This window comes from Bradyrhizobium sp. CCGB12 (assembly GCF_024199845.1).
In the GTDB taxonomy this organism is placed as follows: Bacteria; Pseudomonadota; Alphaproteobacteria; order Rhizobiales; family Xanthobacteraceae; genus Bradyrhizobium.
On record NZ_JANADO010000001.1, the window covers coordinates 4,474,651 to 4,495,285 of the forward strand.

The 20,635-nt window shown below is 63.5% G+C and carries 19 protein-coding genes; 6 read left to right on the forward strand and 13 right to left on the reverse strand.

Annotated features, from left to right (window positions below):
- Positions 1-196: 196 nt before the first annotated feature.
- Positions 197-610: a hypothetical protein gene (locus NLM27_RS20950; RefSeq protein WP_254148884.1), complete on the reverse strand. Its 414-nt coding sequence runs from the start codon at positions 608-610 to the stop codon at positions 197-199.
- A gap of 44 nt (positions 611-654) precedes the next feature.
- Positions 655-918 carry a GlsB/YeaQ/YmgE family stress response membrane protein gene (locus tag NLM27_RS20955; RefSeq protein ID WP_254145114.1) on the reverse strand — a complete coding sequence of 88 codons (264 nt, stop codon included), beginning with the start codon at positions 916-918 and terminating at the stop codon, positions 655-657.
- A gap of 196 nt (positions 919-1,114) precedes the next feature.
- Here NLM27_RS20955 and NLM27_RS20960 point away from each other — a divergent pair, with 196 nt between their 5' ends.
- Complete coding sequence (locus tag NLM27_RS20960) at positions 1,115-2,020, forward strand: transglutaminase family protein (protein WP_254145115.1); 906 nt, start codon at positions 1,115-1,117, stop codon at positions 2,018-2,020.
- Positions 2,021-2,051: 31 nt separating this feature from the next.
- The gene (locus NLM27_RS20965) at positions 2,052-2,882 is read left to right on the forward strand and encodes a potassium channel family protein (RefSeq protein ID WP_254148885.1); all 831 of its coding nucleotides are present in this window, start codon (positions 2,052-2,054) and stop codon (positions 2,880-2,882) included.
- Positions 2,883-2,932: 50 nt separating this feature from the next.
- On the opposite strand, the gene NLM27_RS20970 is transcribed toward NLM27_RS20965, so the two are convergent.
- The 3 genes from NLM27_RS20970 to NLM27_RS20980 are packed head-to-tail and all read right to left on the reverse strand — an operon-like array spanning position 2,933 to position 5,425.
- Positions 2,933-3,475: a DUF4863 family protein gene (locus NLM27_RS20970; RefSeq protein ID WP_309144801.1), complete on the reverse strand. Its 543-nt coding sequence runs from the start codon at positions 3,473-3,475 to the stop codon at positions 2,933-2,935.
- 25 nt (positions 3,476-3,500) lie between these two features.
- Positions 3,501-4,229 (reverse strand): nitroreductase, encoded by a 729-nt coding sequence (locus NLM27_RS20975; RefSeq protein WP_254145117.1) that lies wholly within the window; start codon positions 4,227-4,229, stop codon positions 3,501-3,503.
- Positions 4,205-5,425 carry an ABC transporter substrate-binding protein gene (locus tag NLM27_RS20980; protein WP_254145118.1) on the reverse strand — a complete coding sequence of 407 codons (1,221 nt, stop codon included), beginning with the start codon at positions 5,423-5,425 and terminating at the stop codon, positions 4,205-4,207. Before NLM27_RS20980 ends, NLM27_RS20975 begins: the two co-directional genes overlap by 25 nt.
- 208 nt (positions 5,426-5,633) lie before the next feature.
- Here NLM27_RS20980 and NLM27_RS20985 point away from each other — a divergent pair, with 208 nt between their 5' ends.
- Positions 5,634-6,611 carry a LysR family transcriptional regulator gene (locus tag NLM27_RS20985; protein WP_254145119.1) on the forward strand — a complete coding sequence of 326 codons (978 nt, stop codon included), beginning with the start codon at positions 5,634-5,636 and terminating at the stop codon, positions 6,609-6,611.
- A gap of 33 nt (positions 6,612-6,644) precedes the next feature.
- On the opposite strand, the gene NLM27_RS20990 is transcribed toward NLM27_RS20985, so the two are convergent.
- Positions 6,645-7,469, reverse strand: coding sequence for an NAD(P)-dependent oxidoreductase (locus NLM27_RS20990; RefSeq protein WP_254145120.1), 825 nt, complete (start codon positions 7,467-7,469; stop codon positions 6,645-6,647).
- Positions 7,470-7,558: 89 nt separating this feature from the next.
- Between NLM27_RS20990 and NLM27_RS20995 the strand changes: the two genes are divergently transcribed.
- Positions 7,559-8,536, forward strand: coding sequence for an SMP-30/gluconolactonase/LRE family protein (locus NLM27_RS20995; protein WP_254145121.1), 978 nt, complete (start codon positions 7,559-7,561; stop codon positions 8,534-8,536).
- Between the two features lie 182 nt (positions 8,537-8,718).
- Here NLM27_RS20995 and NLM27_RS21000 read toward each other — a convergent pair whose 3' ends face one another.
- The 3 genes from NLM27_RS21000 to NLM27_RS21010 all read right to left on the reverse strand — a co-directional run bounded on the left by NLM27_RS21000 (position 8,719) and on the right by NLM27_RS21010 (position 14,584).
- On the reverse strand, positions 8,719-10,320 hold the full coding sequence (locus tag NLM27_RS21000) for an IS1182 family transposase (RefSeq protein WP_254145122.1): 1,602 nt from the start codon (positions 10,318-10,320) through the stop codon (positions 8,719-8,721).
- A 158-nt stretch (positions 10,321-10,478) separates the two neighbouring features.
- A complete protein-coding gene (locus tag NLM27_RS21005; protein ID WP_254145123.1) occupies positions 10,479-11,909 on the reverse strand; it encodes an aldehyde dehydrogenase family protein in 1,431 nt (476 codons plus the stop codon).
- Between the two features lie 311 nt (positions 11,910-12,220).
- Positions 12,221-14,584, reverse strand: a complete 2,364-nt coding sequence (locus NLM27_RS21010; RefSeq protein WP_254145124.1) for a transketolase — start codon at positions 14,582-14,584, stop codon at positions 12,221-12,223.
- Positions 14,585-14,717: 133 nt separating this feature from the next.
- Between NLM27_RS21010 and NLM27_RS21015 the strand changes: the two genes are divergently transcribed.
- Together NLM27_RS21015 and ppk2 are read left to right on the forward strand one after the other, a co-directional pair.
- The gene (locus NLM27_RS21015; protein WP_254145125.1) at positions 14,718-15,179 is read left to right on the forward strand and encodes an Lrp/AsnC family transcriptional regulator; all 462 of its coding nucleotides are present in this window, start codon (positions 14,718-14,720) and stop codon (positions 15,177-15,179) included.
- A gap of 93 nt (positions 15,180-15,272) precedes the next feature.
- Positions 15,273-16,193, forward strand: coding sequence for a polyphosphate kinase 2 (gene ppk2, locus NLM27_RS21020; protein WP_254145126.1), 921 nt, complete (start codon positions 15,273-15,275; stop codon positions 16,191-16,193).
- 160 nt (positions 16,194-16,353) lie between these two features.
- On the opposite strand, the gene NLM27_RS21025 is transcribed toward ppk2, so the two are convergent.
- The 4 genes from NLM27_RS21025 to NLM27_RS21040 form a co-directional block, all read right to left on the reverse strand.
- Complete coding sequence (locus NLM27_RS21025) at positions 16,354-17,433, reverse strand: zinc-binding dehydrogenase (protein ID WP_254145127.1); 1,080 nt, start codon at positions 17,431-17,433, stop codon at positions 16,354-16,356.
- A gap of 61 nt (positions 17,434-17,494) precedes the next feature.
- Positions 17,495-18,436 carry a DMT family transporter gene (locus NLM27_RS21030; RefSeq protein WP_254148886.1) on the reverse strand — a complete coding sequence of 314 codons (942 nt, stop codon included), beginning with the start codon at positions 18,434-18,436 and terminating at the stop codon, positions 17,495-17,497.
- 189 nt (positions 18,437-18,625) lie between these two features.
- Positions 18,626-19,465, reverse strand: coding sequence for an aldo/keto reductase (locus NLM27_RS21035; RefSeq protein WP_254145128.1), 840 nt, complete (start codon positions 19,463-19,465; stop codon positions 18,626-18,628).
- Between the two features lie 175 nt (positions 19,466-19,640).
- A complete protein-coding gene (locus tag NLM27_RS21040) occupies positions 19,641-20,537 on the reverse strand; it encodes an SMP-30/gluconolactonase/LRE family protein (RefSeq protein ID WP_254148887.1) in 897 nt (298 codons plus the stop codon).
- Between the last annotated feature and the right edge of the window lie 98 nt (positions 20,538-20,635).

A 20,635-nucleotide genomic window follows, 5' to 3' on the forward strand; every position in this document is an offset into this window, starting at 1 on the left:
CCGCTTTGCTTTGGTCGGACGCGAGATGAACCCCTTAGGATGGGTGGAGCTCTTGCGAAACCCATCGCCTCAGTCTTTCTCTTTCGGGTCCACCTGCAATAGTGAAGCTCGATGGGTTTCGCTTCGCTCTACCCATCATGTACGTACGTGCGGCCCGTTGTGCAGTGGCCGAAGCTGCCGAGTAGCCCTCGAATGTTCAGTATCGTCTCAGCAGGCCGCGATCCACGCTGGTATCGCCATAATCGGCGCAGGCCCGCTCCGGATTCCTGACCAAATCCGTCCGAATGCGCCTGAACGTCTTGCTGGCCGCCTCGTACACCTCGGGGCGGAAATTGTTGGGATCGTAGGTCGCGCCATCGCGCGCCTTGATGGCCGCAGCATACGTATCAATCATGGCCATCGCCGCATCGGGACTGCCGAGCAGCCGGGCGCCGAGTTGAACACCGCCGGCACCATTGACCTCGTAGCCGACGCATCGTTGTTCGAGCACCGCGGACGCGGTGACGAGCTGGTCGAGGAACGTCGCCTCGGCGTCGCTGAGGGCTGCGGCTCGCGCGGGTCCTGGGAAGACGATCGCGAGCATCGCGGCAGCTGGCAGCATGATTTTCACGGTCGTGCGCTTGGCGCCACGACGCGGCAGAACATGTGGATCGCTCAAGCGCGCCCCTGACGACCCATGACAAGGCCGTACAGGACGAGCAGGATGATTGCACCGACCACGCTGCCAATGAAGCCGGCTCCCTCGCCGAACCGATACCATCCCACCGCCTGGCCGAGCCAGGTCGCAACGAATGCGCCGACAATTCCCAAAACGGTCGTCAAAATGAACCCCGTGGGCTCGGATTTGTCGCCTGGCATGATGAACTTTGCGACCACGCCAACGATAAATCCGATAATGATCGTCCAAATGATCCCCATTTCCATCGCTCCATTTCGGTCAATTCGCACATCAACGTCGGAATCAAAGCGTGATCGTTCGAGCTTGAGCCAGACGATCCCAGGGCAACGTTGATCTAGATCAAGGGGCCGACATGGCCAGACCGAAAGCTGAGTTCGCTCTTCCCGTGGGAGGAAAGCACCTCAACGAGCTCCGCAAAACGAAGCGGATCAGTGCATGGCGATCATTGGCGAGATCACGCACATTACGACCTATCGCTATGCAAAGCCGGTGACGTTCGGCACGCACCGCGCGATGTTCCTGCCGCGGCCGGGCGCCTCGACCCGGCTGCTTCGCTGGTCCGCATCGACCAGCCTGTCATCGAGGGTGCATTGGGTCACCGACTCCCGCTCCAATGCCGTCACGGTGATGGACTTCAGCGAACCCGGCAGCGAGCTGACATTCACGTTCAGGGTTCGCGGCATCTATTTCGGCATCAAGGGTCTGGAGGCGTTTCCGCTGGAGCCACGGGCCGAGGAAGTCCCCGTGCAGTATACGCCGGACGAATGGACCGACCTTGCCGGTTACCTGCGCCCGCATGCCGACGATGCCGACGGCAGCCATGCGGCGTGGACCAAGAGCTTCGTCGCCGGCGATCAGGACCGGACCGCCGACGTGCTGCGCCGAATGCTGGGCATGTTTCGCAGCGAGTTCAGCTATCGCGGGAGAAATGCCGAAGGCACCCAGTCGCCCGGGGAGACGCTGCGCACAAAATCAGGCACCTGCCGGGACTTCGCGTGGCTGATGATCGAGACGTTGCGCCGGCTCGGTTTCGCCGCCCGCTTCGTCAGCGGCTATCTCTACGACGCGGCACTTGACGGCGGCGCCGTGGGCATGACCGGCTCCGGCGCGACCCACGCATGGGTGCAGGTATTCCTGCCTGGTGCCGGATGGCTGGATTATGATCCAACCAACAGCCTTAGCTCCGGCTTCGACCTCATCCCGGTGGCGATTGCGCGGCATCCGGGCCAGGCCGTGCCGCTGGCCGGCTCGTGGTTCGGAGATCCCGGCGACTACCTGGGCATGTCGATCAATGTCGCCGTCAACAAGATCGGCGAAGTCCTCGATCCTTCGGAGGGATAGGCTGCCGGCACAAGCGCGGCGGTCGCTGACCATGGCGGTTGATCGCAACGACACGAGTGATCATGGGGCGCCCGACGCTGTCGCCGCCCCGTTTCTGCGCCTGAAGAGCAGTATCCGAACACTTTACGAAGGCGACACTTTCGGCTGCATCAAATTCCGGTACGCCTTGCTCGCGCTCGATATCATCACGGTCTTGTTCATCATTGCGACGTCGTTCATGCCTCGCAACAGGGTTGTCGAGTCGCTGGATGTCGTGTTCGGTGTATTGATCCTTGCGGATTTCGCAGCACGAATGATCATCAGCCGTCAGCCGCTGCACGACCTCGCGCGGGTGTCGACTTGGACCGACATCGTCGTTATCATTTCGTTCCTCGCGCCGCTCGCTGGCGAAGCCGGCGGCTTCCTGCGCGCATTTCGAACGTTGCGACTGCTGCGCGACTATCAGATGGTGGCGCGGCTTCGGATAGACAGCCCCTTCTTCCGGCGGAATGAAGAGGTCGTCTTTGCCGTCGCGAACCTCGGCGTGTTCATCTTCGTGATGACGGGAATCGTCTACGAGACCCAAAAGTCTCACAACCATCAGATCGCCAACTATGCCGACGCGCTCTACTTCACAGTCACCGCACTGACCACGACCGGCTTCGGCGACATCACCTTGCCCGGCACCGTCGGACGCCTGATCACCGTCGTCATCATGATCTTCGGCGTAACCCTGTTCCTGAATCTCGCCAAGGCGTTGCTGGCGCCCTCCAAGGTGCGCTTTCCCTGCCCCGTCTGCGGTCTGCAGCGCCATGATGTCGACGCGGTGCATTGCAAGGCCTGCGGGACCATTGTGAATATTCCGGACGAAGGCATGGACTAGGCTGCCGGCGTCAGTACCGCGAATAGCTCGGCCTGGCGTGGCTCGGCGCATCATCCGGCCGGCGCGTTGAAATCGTACGAGATGCGCCCGGCCGGCAGATAGAACAGTGCAATGACCGCGCCGCCCCTGACTTCGGGATAGTGCCTGCTGCCCGGATCAGGCGCCGTCCAGCCGGCTCCCTGCCATCCCTGCAATCCCTTCAGCTCCGCGCCCTTGTTCAAGGGCACCACAAGGTTGAGCTCGCCGTAGGGATGGCCGTGATATTGCCCCCGCAACACGTCGTGGTCGTCCTCGTCCTTGAAGCGGCGCGGATCGGCGCTGTTCATGTACACAGCGGTGATGCTGAACTGGAACGTTTCAGCAGTGGGCTCCAGGATGCGGCTGCGGCGGTAGTTTGGGCCGTCCACCTCCTGATTTGCCGCCCATCCCTCCTCGATCCCGACCTTGATCAGGCGAGCGAGATCCTGATAGAGCGCGCTCTCCTCCCCATATGTCTCGTTGAGCCAACGCTCCATCTCGGCTCCGGGGGTCATGTCCTTGACCTCGCGGAGAAACGGAATGCTGCACTGGATCAGTTCTTCTCGACTTCCCACGATGATCTCCTCTTCGACCAAAACTTCAATCGTCGAAACCAAGGAACGTCGCGAACTCGTCGATGTCCGCGCGCGGCATCAATCTGTCCTGCCTCTCAACCTTGGCCTTGCCAACCGAGATGCCGCACACCACCATCTGCTCTGCCGGAATCGACAGCAGCGGGCGTAGGATCCGGTGATACTTCGCGAACGTTTCCTGCGGGCACGTCCGAAGCCCGCGTCCTGCCGCCGCGAGCATGACGTTCTGCACGAACATTCCGAGATCGAGCCAGCTTCCGACTTCGAGACGACGGTCGATGGTTACGATCAATCCCACGGGCGCGCCGAAGAACGTGTAGTTCTTCGCGGTCTGTCTGGTTCTCGCCTCGGAATCGGCCTGATGAATCCCGAGCGAGCCATAGTATAGTCGGCCGAACTCCTGCCGTCGTTTGAGATACAGGCCGGGCAGATCGCTGGCGTAGTACCTATACTCCGAGACATGTTCGTCACGAGAGGTCTCGTGCGCATCGAGCAGCGCCGCCGAGACCCTGCCCTTGACCTCGCCTGTCAGCACGTAGACGTGCCAGGGCTGGATGTTCGCACCGCTGGGCGCGAATCGCGCGACACGGAGGATCTGCTCGATCGTTCGCCGGGCAACCGGAGCGCTGCAGAACTCGCGGCATGCAAACCGGCCGGTCAGGATCTCGTCGATCGGGCTCCGCACCACGGCACAGGCCTCATCTCGAGCGATCACCGCTGCTTCAGGAGCGAACATCCTCCTCCCTCCATTGGCTTGAAGGCTTCGTCTCCGGGAATGGTCGCGAGCAGCTCGTAATAGTCGAACTTGTGCTTTGATTGCTGTGGCGACTTGACCCGGAATAGATACATGTCGCGGATCAATCTGCCGTCCTGGCGGATCCGGCCGTTCTTGGTCATGAAATCATTCACCGGCATCTCGCGCATCATGGCGGCAACGGCGGGTCCATCCAACGTGCCCGCCGCTTCGGCCGCCTTGAGATAGTGCATCACCGCGCCATAAGTACCCGCATGGATCATGGTGGGGACCTTCTGGGTCTTCTCGATGAAGCGCTTCGACCATGCGCGAGTCTCCTCGTTCAGGTCCCAGTAGAATGCCGAGCTGAGCATCAAGCCTTGCGCACTCTGCAGTCCAAGACTGTGAATGTCCGCGATGAACACGATCAGACCGGCAAGCTTCTGCTCGCGCGTAATCCCGAATTCACCGGCCTGCTTGACCGCGTTGATGAAATCACCGCCAGCGTTCGCCAGTGCGATCACATCCGCCTTCGAAGACTGCGCCTGCAGCAGGAAGGAGGAGAAATCCGGTGTGTTGATCGGATGCTTGACGGCGCCTTTGACCTTGCCACCGGTCGCATCGATCACCTTGCGGCTGTCGGCTTCGAGCTGCGTACCAAGCGAATAGTCAGCGGAAAGAAAGAACCAGCTCTTGGCGCCAAGCCGGGAAATCGCCTTCGTTGTGCCCTGCGACAAGGCATAGGTATCGTAGGTCCAGTGAATGCCGGTCGGCGAGCACTCGTCGCCGGTGAGGCGCGACGTGGCGGCGCCAGTGGCGAGAAACAGCTTCTTCTTGTCACGGGTAATGCCTTGGACGGCGAGCGCGACGGCCGAATTGGGGACGTCGAGAATCACCTCGACACCTTCGTTCTCGATCCAGCGCCGTGCGATCACCGACCCCACGTCAGCCTTGTTCTGGTGGTCGCCGGCAATGATCTGGACGGGGCGTCCCAAAACCTTGCCCTTGAAATCGTCAACGGCCATTTGCGCCGCGACCACCGACCCTTGCCCGCCATTGTCGGCATAGAGCGAGGACATGTCGGTCAGCACCCCGAGCTTGATCGGTCCCTCGTCGGCAATCGCCGTGGTCGTGAGCATCAGTGAAATCAACGTCGCAACGACTGCCTTGCCGGTACCTGTCGTCGTGGTCGATCTCATGGCTCACCTCCTCCGAACACAGCGGCTGAATAATGCCGGGATCGGTCTCTTGCGGAAGTGAAACTCTTGCAGATTGATCCTGAACCCGCTTCAGTTTGCCCGGCGGTGCCGCTCAAGGCCTGGTTCGATCGTTTGCGTCGGTTGCATCTGCGGCGCCCCTGCCCTTAACTGGTCGCCATCGCGGCGCGCCGTCAACCGGACCCTCATCGTGTCAGTCTCCTTCAAGACATTGGACCTGAACCTGCTCAAGGTGTTCGACGCCGTCATGGAGGAAAGGAGCGTCTTGCGCGCCAGCCAGAAAGTCGCGCTGAGCCAGTCCGCCGTCAGCCACTCGCTCGCGCGACTTCGAGAGATGCTGGAAGACGAGCTGTTCGTGCGCACGGCCGCGGGCATGCAACCGACGGCGCGGGCATTGACGATGGCGCCGCAGATTCGCGAGGCGCTGCGCGTGCTCGAGGCGGCCGTGGAGCTGCCGACCTTCGTTCCGGCAACATCAACCAGGCAGTTCACGCTAGCCGCCAATGACTTCGCCACGATGGTGCTGGCGCCCCCGCTGCTGAAGATACTGGGGCGCGAGGCCCCCCACATCGACCTGACCATCAAGCCGGTCACGCGGATCGACCTTGCCGAGCAGATCGATCTCGGCCGCATCGACGTTGCGATCGGCGTCTTCTCGCTCCCGCCGAGCCGTTTCCGCACGTCGCTGCTCTTCGAATATGACGACGTGCTGATTGTCGGCAAAAAGCGCAAGCTTGGCCGGCTCGACAAGGCGCTGCTTTCACGGCTGCCGCTGGTGGTCGTCTCCTTCGGTGGCGAGCAGGAGGGCGCGATCGGTGGCTTCATTTCCGAGCGCGGCCTGGCGCGGCGCTCGGAAATGTACGACCGCGACGCGCTCGAGCGAACACTCGCCGAGAGCGACCGGCCGCCGCGGATGGCGGTGTCGTTGCCGCATTTTCTTGCCGTCCCGGGACTGCTTCAGGATTCTGAGCTGGCGGCCATCGTCCCGCGCCCGCTTGCGAAAGCCCTGGCGCAAAATTACCCGATCGCGACCTACGAGCTTCCCTACACGGCGACTCCGCTGGAGGTCCGGCTGCTATGGCACGAGCGTGTCGACGGCGAGCCCGCGCACGAATGGCTCCATGACGTCCTTCGACGCGCTGCTGAGAACCTCAGACGCGCAGGCTAGGATGACGAGCGCCTCGGCTATCTCGTCATTCGCCTACCGCTTGTTCCAGTCGATGATCCGGCTCGCATCGGCATCGAACTCGCTGCTGCAGAAGGCGCCGCCCTGATAGTGGTCGCCGACCGGATCGGGCTTGAGCTTGGCCTGCTCCGCCATCGCGTGAGCCACGTGATCCTCGGAACGCCCGGTGGGACGATAGCCGAACTCGTAGGCGCGATGGTTGTCCCACCAGGCGCGCTCGTTGAGGGAGGCACCGTAGAAGACCTCGAAATGGATGTCGGGATGTTCGAGTCCGATGCGGCAGAGCTGCACGAGGTCGTCGGGCTTCAGCCAGATCGCAAGCCGGCGCTGGTCCAGCGGCATGTCGCCGAAATTGCCGATGCGCAGGCACGTCACCTTCAACCCATGCTTGTCGGCGTAGAGCGCGCCGACGGCTTCGCCGAACACCTTGCTGACGCCGTAGCGGCCATCGGGGCGCGGGGTGACGTCGGTGCCGATCTTGTGGTGGCGCGGATAGAAGCCGACGGCGTGATTCGACGAGGCGAACACCACGCGCTTGACACCCTTGCGGTACGCGGCCTCGAACAGATTGTAGCAGCCGATGATGTTGGCCTGGAGGATGTCGTCCCAGGGGCCTTCGACCGAATAACCGCCGAAATGGATGATGCCGTCGACGCCCTCGCAGATCGCCTCGACCTGCTTGAGATCGGCGAGGTCCGCCGCCTTGAACTGCTCGTTGGCGCCGAGATCGGCGGGCCGCTTGATGTCGGAGAGCAGGAGATCCGGGTAGATCGGCGGCAGCAGTTTTCGCAGGCTCGTGCCGATTCCGCCCGAAGCTCCCGTCATCAAAATACGCGGCATGTCTTCCCTCGCCGTTGGTGACCAATTTGCGGTCACGTGTCTCTAATGATAGCAGGTTTGTCCAGAGGGAACGAAACGAGAGAACCGACATGAATGAGGCATCGTCCCACCCCCAAGAGCGGCCAGGCTGGCGGCCGGCGAGCTACTATCCCGATCCGGCGATAAAAGCACTGGATCCCCGCTTCGAAAAATACTGGCTGAAGCTTTCGGCGGTGGAGCGGATTGCGACCGGGCTGCGCTGGGCCGAAGGTCCGGTCTGGGTCGGCGACGGGCGTTATCTGCTCTGCAGCGACATCCCCAATCAGCGCATCCTCAAATGGGAAGAGGAGACCGGCGCGGTCAGCGTGTTCCGAAAGCCCTCTAATTTCGCCAACGGCAATACGCGCGACCGCCAGGGCCGGCTCGTCACCTGCGAGCATGGCGGGCGCCGCGTGACCCGCACCGAATATGACGGCAGCATCACCGTGCTGATGGATCAATTCAACGGCAAGCGGTTGAACTCGCCGAACGATGTCGTTGTTAAATCGGACGGCTCGATCTGGTTCACCGATCCGACCTTCGGCCTGCTCGGCAATTACGAGGGCTACAAGGCCGAGCCCGAAATCGAGCCTAACGTCTACCGGCTCGATCCCGCGTCCGGCGAGGCAACGATCGTCGCCGAGGGCGTGCTGGGCCCGAACGGGTTGTGCTTCTCGCCGGACGAAAAGATCCTCTACGTCGTGGAATCGCGCGGTGTGCCGAACCGAAAGATCCTCGCCTATGACGTCTCCGCGGACGGCACCGCGATCTCGAACAAGCGCGTCCACATCGATGCGGGGCCCGGCACGCCCGATGGCATGCGCTGCGACATCGACGGCAATCTCTGGTGCGGCTGGGGCATGGGCGATCCCGAGCTCGACGGCGTCGTGGTGTTCGCGCCCGACGGCGTCATGATCGGCCGCATCGCCCTGCCCGAGCGCTGCGCCAATCTCTGCTTCGGCGGCGTCAAGCGCAACCGCCTGTTCATGGCTGCGAGCCAGTCGATCTACGCGCTGTATGTGAATACGCAGGGGGCGCTGGGCGGCTAGGCGCTGCGCCGTCGTCGTCACAGCTCTCTCCCCGTCATTGCGAGGAGCTCTTGCGACGAGGCAATCCAGACTGTCTCCGCAGAAAGATACTGGATTGCTTCGCTTCGCTCGCAATGACGAAGGATAGACTTCGTAGCCCGGATGGAGCGGAGAGGCTGGGCAAGTATTTGTTTGGGCGCGGCTTACGCGGCATATCGGAAAATTGGACGGATTTGGGCTCGGATTGGCGCTGGAGCGGGCCGTATCCGGGTGATGATGTCGGTGATGGCGTTGAGCAGCAAGAGTGCCAAATGCGGAAGCCGGCTTGCCAGATAGGCCATGAAGGCGTCGAGGCCGAGAATGCTGAGGACTCGGGAGAAATTGTAGCAAAGCGCCATCAGGCTCCATTCGCCACAGACTTTGTCGAAGCCGCGGACGAGGAAGTGGCGGTAGCCGGCCCGGCATTTGATGGTGCCGAAGGGGTGTTCGGCGAGTTCGGCGCGGCGGCGCATCTGGGCCTCGGCGCCCTGCATCCGCGCGCGATGCCGATCCAGCACCGCTTCATGCTCCCAGCGCTGGACGGTGCGCGTCGGGATCTTGACGGTGACACAGCGCGCGCGCAGCGGGCAGGCGTCGCAATCTGACTTGCGGCTGACATACCTGATCTCGATCCGGTTGCCGTTGGTCTTGCGACCGTCCGTGGGACGCAGCTGCTTGCCGGCGGGACAGCGATAGACATCCGCTTCGGCGTCGTAGGCGAACGCCTCATGGCTGATGCGATCCTGCGCTTCGAGCCGCGTGGTTCGCTTGGCCAGCGGAACGTAGGCGGCAATGCCGTTCTCCTCGCAGTCCTTGAGCGTATGGCCGTTGTAGTAGCCGGTATCGGCGAGAACCGTCAGCGTCTCGACGCCAAGCTCGTCCTTTGCGGCCTTGGCCATGTCGTAAAGCTGGCCGCTATCGTTGCCGTCGTTGACGACCTCGCTCGCCGCGATCAGAGCGTGCTTGTCGTCGACGCCGATCTGAACGTTATAGCCTGCCACCACCTGGCCGTTCTTCGACAACAGGCGGGCATCCGGATCGGTTCGCGACAGCTGCGTCTGCCCGCTCTCCTCCAGTCGTGCCAGATCGGCCTGCAAGCTGGCGCGCTTGGCCATCAACGCCGCCACCTCTTGTGCGAGGTCTCCGCCGCGACTGCCATCGCCTCCGCCATCCCGCCCCGCGGGTGGACGTTCCACCTCGGCGCTGTCGTTGGCCTCGAGCGTGGCACCATAGGCTTCAATATCCTGCTCGATCTCCGCCAGCCGCTTGGCGAGCTTGCGCTGCGTTTTGATGCTCGCCTTGCTGGCGTTGCCATCAAAAAACGCACCGTCGATCGCCACAACCTCTCCGCCAATCAGACCGAGTTCGCGCAGCATCAGCACAAACTCCCGGTTCACCGCCTTGAGCGTCTTCCAGTTCTCCTGGCGGAACTTGGCGATGGTGCGATAGCCCGGCACCAGGCGCTTCATCAGCCAGATCAGTTCCAGATTGCGCCGGGCTTCGCGCTCCAGGTTGCGCGACGACCGGATCCGGTTCAGGTAGCCATAAAGATAAAGCTTCAGCAGGTCGGCCGGGTCATAAGGTGGCTGTCCAGCCCCGCCGCTCGATCCGGCATGGCGGAAGCCAAGCTTCCCGAGGTCAAGCGCTGCAACAAAAGCCTCGATCACCCGAACCGGATTGTCGCCGGCCACATAATCTTCCACCCGCGCCGGCAGAAGGCTCGGCTGATCCCGCCTGACGCCGGTTTTGAAGGTACGATTCGTCATGCCGAATCCTACCTTCACTCGATGTTAGAATCTTGCCCAGTCTCGGAGCGAAATCCGGGGACCGGTCCCGCATTACGCTCCGCTCCATCCGGGCTACGAACAAAAAAACGCCGGAGCGGGTTGCCCGCTCCGGCGCTTGTTTGTTCAGGCGCTAAAACTTACGCCGCGTTGAAGCCGGCGACGGCCTTCACTTCGAGGAAGTCCTCGAGGCCGTACTTGCCCCACTCGCGGCCGTTGCCCGACTGCTTGTAGCCGCCGAACGGCGCGGTGCGGTCGTTGGGCACGCCCTGGAGGTTGACGTTGCCGGCGCGGATCTGGCGGCCGACGCGCTTGGCGTCCTCGACCGAAGCGCCGGAGACGTAGCCGGCGAGGCCGTACGGCGTGTCGTTGGCGATCTGCACGGCGTCGGCTTCATCCTTGGCGCCGAGGATGGTCAGCACCGGTCCGAAGATCTCTTCGCGTGCGATCGTCATCTCGGGGGTGACGTCGGCGAAGATGGTCGGACGGACATAGAAGCCCTTGTTGACGCCTTCGGGCAGGCCCGGGCCGCCGGCGACGAGCGTTGCGCCCTCGTCGATGCCCTTCTTGATCAAGGCCTGGATCTTGTCCCACTGGCCGCGGTTGACCACGGGGCCGATCGTGGTGCCTTCGCCGCGCGGATCACCGGCCTTGGTCTTGTCGGCGACGGCCTTCGCGATCGCGGCGACTTCCTTCATCTTCGACAGCGGCACGATCATGCGCGAGGGCGCGTTGCAGGACTGGCCGGAGTTGTTGAACATGTGCATCACGCCGCCGGTCACCGCCTTCGTGAGGTCGGCACCTTCCAGGATGACGTTCGGCGACTTGCCGCCGAGCTCCTGGCTGACGCGCTTCACGGTCGGCGCGGCGCGCTTGGCGACGTCGATGCCGGCGCGGGTCGAGCCCGTGAAGGAGATCATGTCGATGTCGGGATGCTCGCTCATGGCGGCGCCGACCTCGGGGCCGAGGCCGTTGACGAGGTTGAACACGCCCTTCGGCACGCCGGCTTCATGGAGTATTTCCGCAAAGATCAGCGCGGAGGTCGGCGTGAATTCCGAGGGCTTCAGGATCATGGTGCAGCCGGCGGCGAGCGCGGGCGCGACCTTGCAGGCGATCTGGTTGAGCGGCCAGTTCCAGGGCGTGATCATGCCGACCACGCCGACCGGCTCGCGCAGCACCATGGCGGTGCCGACCGGCTCCTCGAAATGATAGTTCTTGAGCACGTCGAGCGTGGTCATGAGATGGCCGAGGCCGGCGCCGGCCTGCAGCTTCTCCGCCATCGGCAGCGGCGCGCCCATCTCGTCGGAGACGGCAGCGCCGATCTCCTTGAGGCGGCCCTTGTAGACCTCGATGACTTTCGAAAGCAGCGCGACGCGCTCCTCGCGGCTGGTCTGGGAGAAGGTGGCAAAGGCGCGCTTGGCGGCGGCCACGGCCTTGTCCACGTCAGCCTTAGAGCCCAGCGCAACCTCGTACATCGCCTCTTCCGTCGCGGGATTGACCACGGCGGTGGACTTCTTGACGGCGGGATCGACCCAGGCGCCGTCGATGTAGAATTGCATGCGATTGACCATCGGTAACCTCTTCTTGGGGGCTTGGAGGGGGCGTTTCGGCAGGCATCCTTGCACGAAAGCGCCGGCAGTTGAACCCGCCATATGCGGGGCCAGCGTTGCGGCGGACAGAGGTTATATGAGCCGGTGGCGGGAACGTGGCAAGGTCGCGGATGTCGTCCTGGCGAAAGCCAGGACCCATTACCACCAAGCTGCGTTGTTTTGCGCCGACGTCCACCACCTGCGGCCTACAATCATCGCCGCGGAGTATGGGTCCTGGCTTTCGCCGGGACGACGACAGCGGAGCGGTCCGCCCATACGCCAGGTTACCTCGACTACACCGCCATCTTCCGATGCAGCACCGGCGCGCCGGTGGTGAGGCTTTCGGCCGCATCGATGATGGCGTTGGCGTCGATGCCGTAGTGGCGGTAGAGATCCGCGATCGTTCCGGTCTGGCCGAACTGCTCGACGCCGAGCGCCTCGACGCGGTGGCCGCGGACGCTGCCGAGCCAGCCGAGCGCGGACGGATGCCCGTCGATCACGGTCACGATGCCGCAGTCCCGCGGCAGCGGCGCCAGCAGTCTTTCGATGTGGCTGAGGTGCTGCACGCCGCGGCGGTCGCGCCTCAATTTCCGTGCGGCGGTCCACCCCGAATGGAGACGGTCGGCCGAGGTGATCGCAAGCAGGCCGATATCGCGGCGGCTCTCGCCGATGAAGCCCGTCGCCTCGATCGCTTCGGGTGCGACAGCGCCGGTGTAGGCGATCACGACTTCGGCATTCGGCCCCGGCTTGCGCAGCCAATAGGCGCCGTCGGTGACGCCCTGCTTCAGCTCCGGCGTCATGATGCGCTGCGCCTGATCGATGCTGCGCGTCGAGAGCCTCAGATAAACCGAGCCGCCCTCGCCCGGATCACGCTGCATGTGGTCAAAACCGAAAGCCATGATCACGGCGAGCTCATCGACAAAGGCCGGCTCGAATGAGGCCAGCCCGTCCTGCGCCATGCCGATCAGCGGGGTTGCGATCGACTGGTGCGCGCCGCCCTCGGGCGCGAGCGTGATGCCAGACGGCGTCGCCGCCACCATGAAGCGCGCGTCCTGGTAGCAGGCATAATTCAGCGCATCGAGGCCACGCTCGATGAAGGGATCGTAGAGCGTGCCGACCGGCAAGAGCCGCTCGCCGTTGATCTGGTGCGACAGACCGAGCGCCGAGAGCATGATGAACAGGTTCATCTCGGCGATGCCGAGCTCGAGATGCTGCCCCTTGGGGGAAGCATCCCAATTGTAGGTCGACGGAATTTTCTCGCTGCGGAATAAGTCCGCCTTCTCGGCGTGCGCGAACAGCCCGCGGCGGTTGACCCAGGGGCCGAGATTGGTGGAGACGGTGACATCGGGCGAAGTCGTGACGATGCGCTTCGCCAGTTCGCTGTCGCCACGCGCGATTTCGTTCAACACGAGGCCAAAGCCCTGCTGGGTCGACATCTGCGGCGATGGCTTGAACGCAAGCTGCTGGGGCACCTCGACAACCGGCGCGCTCAGGCGGCGACCATCCTGGTTGAACGGCACGCGCGCGAGGAAGGCTTCCAACTCGGCCGCATCCTGCGCAAGGCCTTCGAACTTGTCCCATTCATGCCCGGGCCGAATGTTCTGGCTGTCGCGAAACTTCTCCATCTGCGCGACAGTCATCAGGCCGGCGTGATTGTCCTTGTGGCCCTGGAACGGCAGGCCGACGCCCTTGATGGTGTAGGCGATGAAGCAGACCGGACGATCGTGGTCGATCGACGAGAACGCCTCCAGCATGCTGGCCATGTCATGGCCGCCGAGATTCGACATCAGCGCCAGCAGCTCGTCGTCGCTGCGCTTGTCGATCAATTTGGTGATCGGGCCCTGGTCGCCGATCTCGTCGTGCAAATGCTTTCGGAACGCAGCGCCGCCCTGGAAGCACAGCGCGGCGTAGAGCGCGTTCGGGCAATTGTCGATCCAGCGCTTCAGCGCCTCGCCGCCCGGCTCGGCAAAGGCTTCACGCATCAGGCGGCCGTATTTCACGATCACCACGTCCCAGCCGAAATTGCGGAACATGGTCTCGAACTTTTCCCATAGACCCTCGCGCACGACGGCGTCGAGCGACTGCCTGTTATAGTCGACCACCCACCAGGTGTTGCGCAGGCCGTGCTTCCACCCCTCGGCAAGCGCCTCGAAGATGTTGCCCTCGTCCATCTCGGCATCGCCGACCAGCGCGATCATCCGCCCCTCGCGGCGATCCTTCATCCAGCCATGCGCCTTGACGTAGTCCTGCACCAGCGAGGCGAACAGGGTCTGCGCAACGCCGAGACCGACCGAACCGGTGGAGAAATCGACGTCGTCGATATCCTTGGTGCGCGAGGGATAGGACTGCGCGCCCTTGTAGCCGCGAAAATTCTCCAGCTTCTCGCGGCTCTGCCGGCCGAACAGATACTGGATGGCGTGGAATACCGGGCTCGCATGCGGCTTCACCGCGACGCGATCCTCAGGGCGCAGCACATGGAAGTACAGCGCCGACATGATGGTGGCGAGGGAGGCGGATGAGGCCTGGTGGCCGCCGACCTTGAGGCCGTCCGCGCTCGGGCGGACGTGGTTGGCATGGTGGATGGTCCAGGACGACAGCCACAGCGCCTTGCGGCTGAGGGCGGTCAATGTGTCCAGACGAGCGGAATCGACGGGCATGGGGGCTGCTCCGGAATCTGATCCACCGATCATACGCCTGCGGAAGGCGCCAGATATCTCAATTTCTTGCAACATCCCCGTGATGATTGGGATATTTTACCAACATGCTCGCCATTATGTAGGTTCCATCCCAATGCCCAACCTCGACGCCATCGACCGGAAGATCCTCAGCCACCTCCAGACCGACAGCCGCATGACCATGCAGGAGCTCGCCGACAAGGTCGGGCTCTCGGTCTCGCCCTGCCACCGCCGGGTCAAGCTCCTGGAAGAGCGTGGCGTGATCTCGCGCTACGTCGCGACCGTCGACCAGAAGGCGCTCGGCCTGCACGTCAGCGTGTTCATCTCCATCAAGCTGGCACGGCAGAAGGAGGAGGACCTCAACCGCTTCGCGCGCGCGATCTCGAAATGGGACGAGGTGCTGGAGTGCTATCTGATGACCGGCAATCGCGACTATCTCCTGCGTGTCGTCGCCGCCGACCTCGCCTCCTACGAGACCTTCCTCAAGACCAAGCTGACCCGGCTCGACGGCATTGCCTCGATCGAGTCCAGTTTCGCGCTGAGCCAGGTGAAATATTCGATCGCGCTGCCGGTGTGACCTGCTTCGGCGAGTGGCGGGCTGTCACATGGACGCAACAAAGCCCGCCGATGGTCGTTGGTAACACTGGCACCCAGCCGAGAGAAGAAGCCCATGACTGCATCCGACCGGACCTCCCAAACCGCCAAGCGCGAGCGCATCATCCAGGAAATGGCCGACGACCTCGACGAAGAGCTGGAGATGGAACTGGATGATGCCCGTCTCGACGAGCTCCTGGACGAGACCGACACGCCGGGCCCGACAGTCGATCGCAAGCTCTATTTCCGCGAGCTGCTCCGCCTCCAGGGCGAGTTGGTGAAGCTCCAGGACTGGGTGCAGAGCGAGAAGAAGAAAGTCGTGGTGCTGTTCGAGGGCCGCGATTCCGCCGGCAAAGGCGGCGTGATCAAGCGCATCACCCAGCGCCTCAATCCGCGCATCTGCCGCGTCGCCGCCCTTCCGGCGCCGAGCGAGCGCGAGCGCACGCAATGGTACTTCCAGCGCTACGTCTCGCATCTGCCGGCCGGCGGCGAGATCGTGCTGTTCGACCGCAGCTGGTACAACCGCGCCGGCGTCGAGCGCGTGATGGGCTTCTGCACGGAGGAACAGTATCAGGAATTCTTCCAGACCGTGCCGGAGTTCGAGCGGATGCTGATCCGCTCCGGCATCATCCTGGTCAAATACTGGTTCTCGATCACCGACGACGCGCAGCAGCTCCGCTTCACCATGCGCATCAAGGATCCGCTCAAGCAGTGGAAGCTGAGCCCGATGGACGTCGAGGCGCGCAGCCGCTGGGAGGCGTACACCAAGGCCAAGGAGACGATGCTCGAACACACGCATCTGCCCGACTCGCCGTGGTGGATCGTCGATGCCGTGGACAAGAAACGCGCGCGACTCAACTGCATCTCGCATCTCCTGAGCCAGATTCCCTATCAAGAGGTCGCACGCGTACCGGTGGTGCTGCCGCCGCGCGTCCGCAATCCCGACTATCACCGCGGCCCGATCCCGCCGGAGATGTACGTGCCGTCGACGTATTGATGGAGGTCTCGCGGTCAACCTCTCCCGCTTGCGGGAGAGGTCGGCGCGTAGCGCCGGGTGAGGGCTTTCCCCTCTTGGGGTTCTCGATTGCGGAAGCACCCTCTCCCCAACCCTCCCCCGCAAGCGGGGGAGGGAGAGCACCGAGGTTGCGGCTAAATGATCACCGCCACGGCTGCACGATGATCTTGGTGTGGGCTTCAGGGTTGGCAAGGTCGGCGAACGCCTTGGCGACGCCGTCGATGCCGACCTCGGCCGTCACCATCGCCGCGGCATCCACCTGCCCTTCCGCGATCAGGCGCAGTGACGCCGCAAACTCCTCCGGCGTGTAGCCGAGCACGTATTGGACGTTGAGCTCCTTCATGATGCCGAGCATGGGTTCGCTTCTGTCGGTCTCCATGCAGACGCCGACCACGACGATGCGCGCGTCGCGCGAGGCGCCCTCGAACACCTGCTGCAGGAGGCCGGGCACGCCGACGCATTCGAAGATGATCGCGGGCTTCAGCGCCGGCAGCATGGCCTGGAACGGCGGCCGCGCCGCCTTCTCGGCGTCCGACATCTGCGCGTGCTCGGCCCAGGTCGCATAGGGCTGCGTCACCCTGGGGTCGACGACGACGTCGGCGCCGAGCCGTGCGGCGAGCGCGCGCCGCGCCGGCGAATAGTCGGCGGCGACGATCGGATGCAGACCCCTAAGCTTCAGCGCCGCGATCACCGCAAGCCCGACCGGGCCGCAGCCGATCACGAGCGGCACCTCCCCACCACGGATATTGGCTTTCGCCACGGCGTGAACACCGACTGCGAGCGGCTCGGTCAATGCAGCGTGCTCCGGCGCAAGACCGTTGGGCACTTCGAGCAGCAGCGGCTCGCTCAGCAGCATCGCCTCGGCATAACCGCCGATATTGTCGTTGGAATAGCCGATGCCCTCGATACCCTCAGGCGTCACCAGCGCCGGCAGCGAGCAGACGCGGGTGCCAGGCTTGAGTTTGCGCGCCGTGCCAGGACCATAATCGACGACCTCACAGCAGAACTCATGGCCGAACACGACGTCACGCGCGAGATCCATCGGCTTGCGCCCGGTCTTCCGCGCCATCTCCACCATGCGATGGGCGTGCTGCCGCGCGTGCAGATCGGAGCCGCAGATGCCGCAGGCGAGCGTCTTGACCAGAACCTGGCCGGGACCCGGCGTCGGCTCGGCCATTCGGTCGACGACAATCTCACCGTTCCTGAAAATCGCAGCGCGCATCCGGCTCCCTCCCGTGGTGTTGGAGCCAATGATAGCACGACGTGGGACGCGCGAACTTGCGTCAGGGGTTCGGGGAGCGCTCTTCCAGCACCAGGAGCTGCGCGCGGCGCACCCGCTCGCGATGGGCGATGTAGAGACCGCTCGCGACGATGAAGGCGGCGCCGACGATGGTCCAGATGTCCGGCAGCTCACCGAAGAGGAAGAAGCCCAAAATGCTGACCCAGAGCAGCTGGGTGTAGGAGAACGGCGCCAGCACGGATGCGTCGCCGTAACGATAGGCCAGCACGATGATCCACTGGCCGACGGTTGAGGCAACACCGATCACGATGCCGAGCCCGATCGCGGTCCAGCTCGGCGTCACCCAGACGAACGGCACCATGACGCTGAGGATCGCAACGCCCGTCAGCGCGGAATAAGCCATGGTGGTGAGAACGGCTTCACGACCGCTCATCATGCGCGTGAGGATCAGCGCCGCAGCCCAGCAGAACGCCGAGATGATCGGAAAGAACGCGGCGGCGTGGAACGCGCTCGTGCCCGGCCGCAGAATGATCATCACGCCGGTCAGGCCGATCGCGGTGGCGATCCAGCGGCGCATGCCCACCTTCTCGCTCAGGAAGATGATCGACAGCGCGGTGACGAACAGCGGCGAGACGAAGCCGGTGGCGGAGGCCTCCGCAATGGGGAGGAAACGCAAGCCCGTGATGAAGAACAGCGAGGAGCCGAGCAACGCGGCGCCCCGCATCAGCTGGAGGCCGAGGCGCTCGGTGCGCATCGCATGCAGCGGCGAGCCCGGCAGCATCACCGGCGTGAACATCAGCGCGAAGGTGACGAAGCGGATCCAGGTGATCTCGATCGACGGCAGGCTAGTCGAGAGATATTTCGCGGTGACGTCGGAGCAGCCGAGAAACACCGTCGACAGCAACACCAGCGCAATGCCCTTGAAGGGATGATCGACGCGCGCAGGCGCGCGGCGAACGTCCTGCTTCTTCTCCGGCACGGGCATAGGAATATTGTCGAGCCTTACGGCTGCGGCAGGCGGCGGTGTCACGGCTGGAACCCGGGAAAAAATGCGATTCGAGAACAGCCGTAAAAAACGACAAATGCGCCGCGTTCACAACTTCCGAAAACAGGATGCCGATATGCGCCGGCCGCCGCGCGCGTCAATACTCCATTAATAATAGGGGTTTGTGCGTTACAACATGGGCAGGCTGCGCGGCTTCGGCCCGCGCGGAAACGCCGCATCGAGCGCAGAAATCTCGTCTTTCGTCAGCACAAGATTACCGGCCGCCGCATTCTCGCCGGCATGCTCCGCGGACGACGCCTTCGGGATCGCGAACACCGTAGTTGCACGGGTAAGGAAGCTCAGCGCGACCTGACGCGGTGTTGCACGACGCGCCTCCGCGATGCGCCCGAGGACAGCACCGCCCTTGCTGCGCTCGTCCGGGAAATCGTCGTGGCCGAATGGCGAATAGGCGACCACGGCGACGCCATGCCGCTCGCACCAGGGAATTACCGCATGCTCGATCGCGCGCTCCTTGAGATGATAGAGCACCTGATTGCACGCGATCCGGCCCTCGCCGGCGACGTCGAGAATGTCGTCGAGATCGTCAGCGTCGAAATTGGAGACGCCCCAGGACTTGATCTTGCCTGACTTCACCAGGTCCTCGAACGCAGCAACGGTGTCCTCCAGCGGATAGGGGCCGCGCCAGTGCAGGAGGTAGCAGTCGAGGCGATCGGTCTTCAGCCGCTTCAGCGAACGCTCACAGGCCGTGATCGTGCCGCGGCGCGAGGCGTTGCTCGGCAGCACTTTCGAAACGAGGAACATGTCGTCGCGCCGGCCTGCAATCGCGTCGGCAATGACGAGCTCGGCATCGCCATACATCTCTGCGGTGTCGATGTGGGTCATGCCGAGATCGAGCCCGCGCTGAAGCGCGGCAATCGCGCGCTTGCGATCGCCATGGTCGAGATACCAGGTGCCCTGCCCGATGACGGAGACGTTGGCGCCGGTCTTGCCGAAGGGATTTATGTTCATGTGCGCTCCGATTTCGATGGCTATTCTCCCTCTCCCCGTTCTACGGGGAGAGGGTTGGGGTGAGGGGCCAGCTTCCGCAAAATTGCTGACAGTTGGACTCGTGGAAGCTCCCCCTCACCCGGAATTTGCTCACGCAAATTCCGGCCTCTCCCCGCAAGCGGGGAGAGGCGAAGAACTACAATCCGCTGATGTCAGCCACCAGCACGCTGCCGGTCGACGACTCCGTGATATAGAGGCGATCCTTGCTTTCGCCACCGATCGCGACATTGGTGCAATTCGGCCCCGCGCACGACTTTATCCGCGCGATCAGTTCGCCGTTCGGCGCGAACACGAAGACGTGGCCGAGCGAGGCGTGCCCGACAAAGAGACGACCCTTGGCATCCATGGTCATGCCGTCAGGGCCGCTGGTGCCGAACAGCGAGCAGAAGCGGCCGACCTTCGACACGCTGCCATCCTTCATGAACGGCAGTCGCCACACCGCGTTGTCGCGCGTCATGGCGACGAACAGGACGGTCTCGCTCGGGTCGAGCACGAGGCCGTTCGGGCTGATGCCGGTGTTGATCAGGCAGTCGAGCCTACCGCCCGATGTCAGGCGGTAGACGCGGCCGCTTGGATCATGCAAGCCGGTCTGGCCCTGATCGGTGAAATAGATGTCGCCGTTGGAGGCAAGATGCAGATCGTTGCAGCCGCGAAACGACTCCGAATTGCGAGCGGTGAGCACCGGCTTGACGCGGCCGGACTTCGCATCGAGCTCCATGATGCCATGCATGTAATCGGCGACCAGGATGCGGCCGTCGGATGCGATCTTCAGCCCGTTCGGCCATCCCTCATACTCGACGACTTGCGACCACGCACCATCAGTCGCAATGCGGAAGATGCGACCGAAGGGAAGGTCGACGATGTAGAGATTGCCGTCCCTGTCGAAGGACGGCCCCTCGATGAAGCTGTCGGTCGGCACACCCGGCCGGTTCGCATCGGCCCAATCCGTCCGCACGCCCTTGCGGCGGAACTTGTCGGGCATGGCGGAGAAGAGCCTGGTCTCGATCAGGCGCGGCGGCGTTTCCAGGTACATCATTGTTGTTATGGGTGTTGAGGGGAAGAGTGCGGCACCATAGGGCACATTGGCGGGCGCGTCGATTGGCGCGGGCGGCATTCGCCACGCCACACATG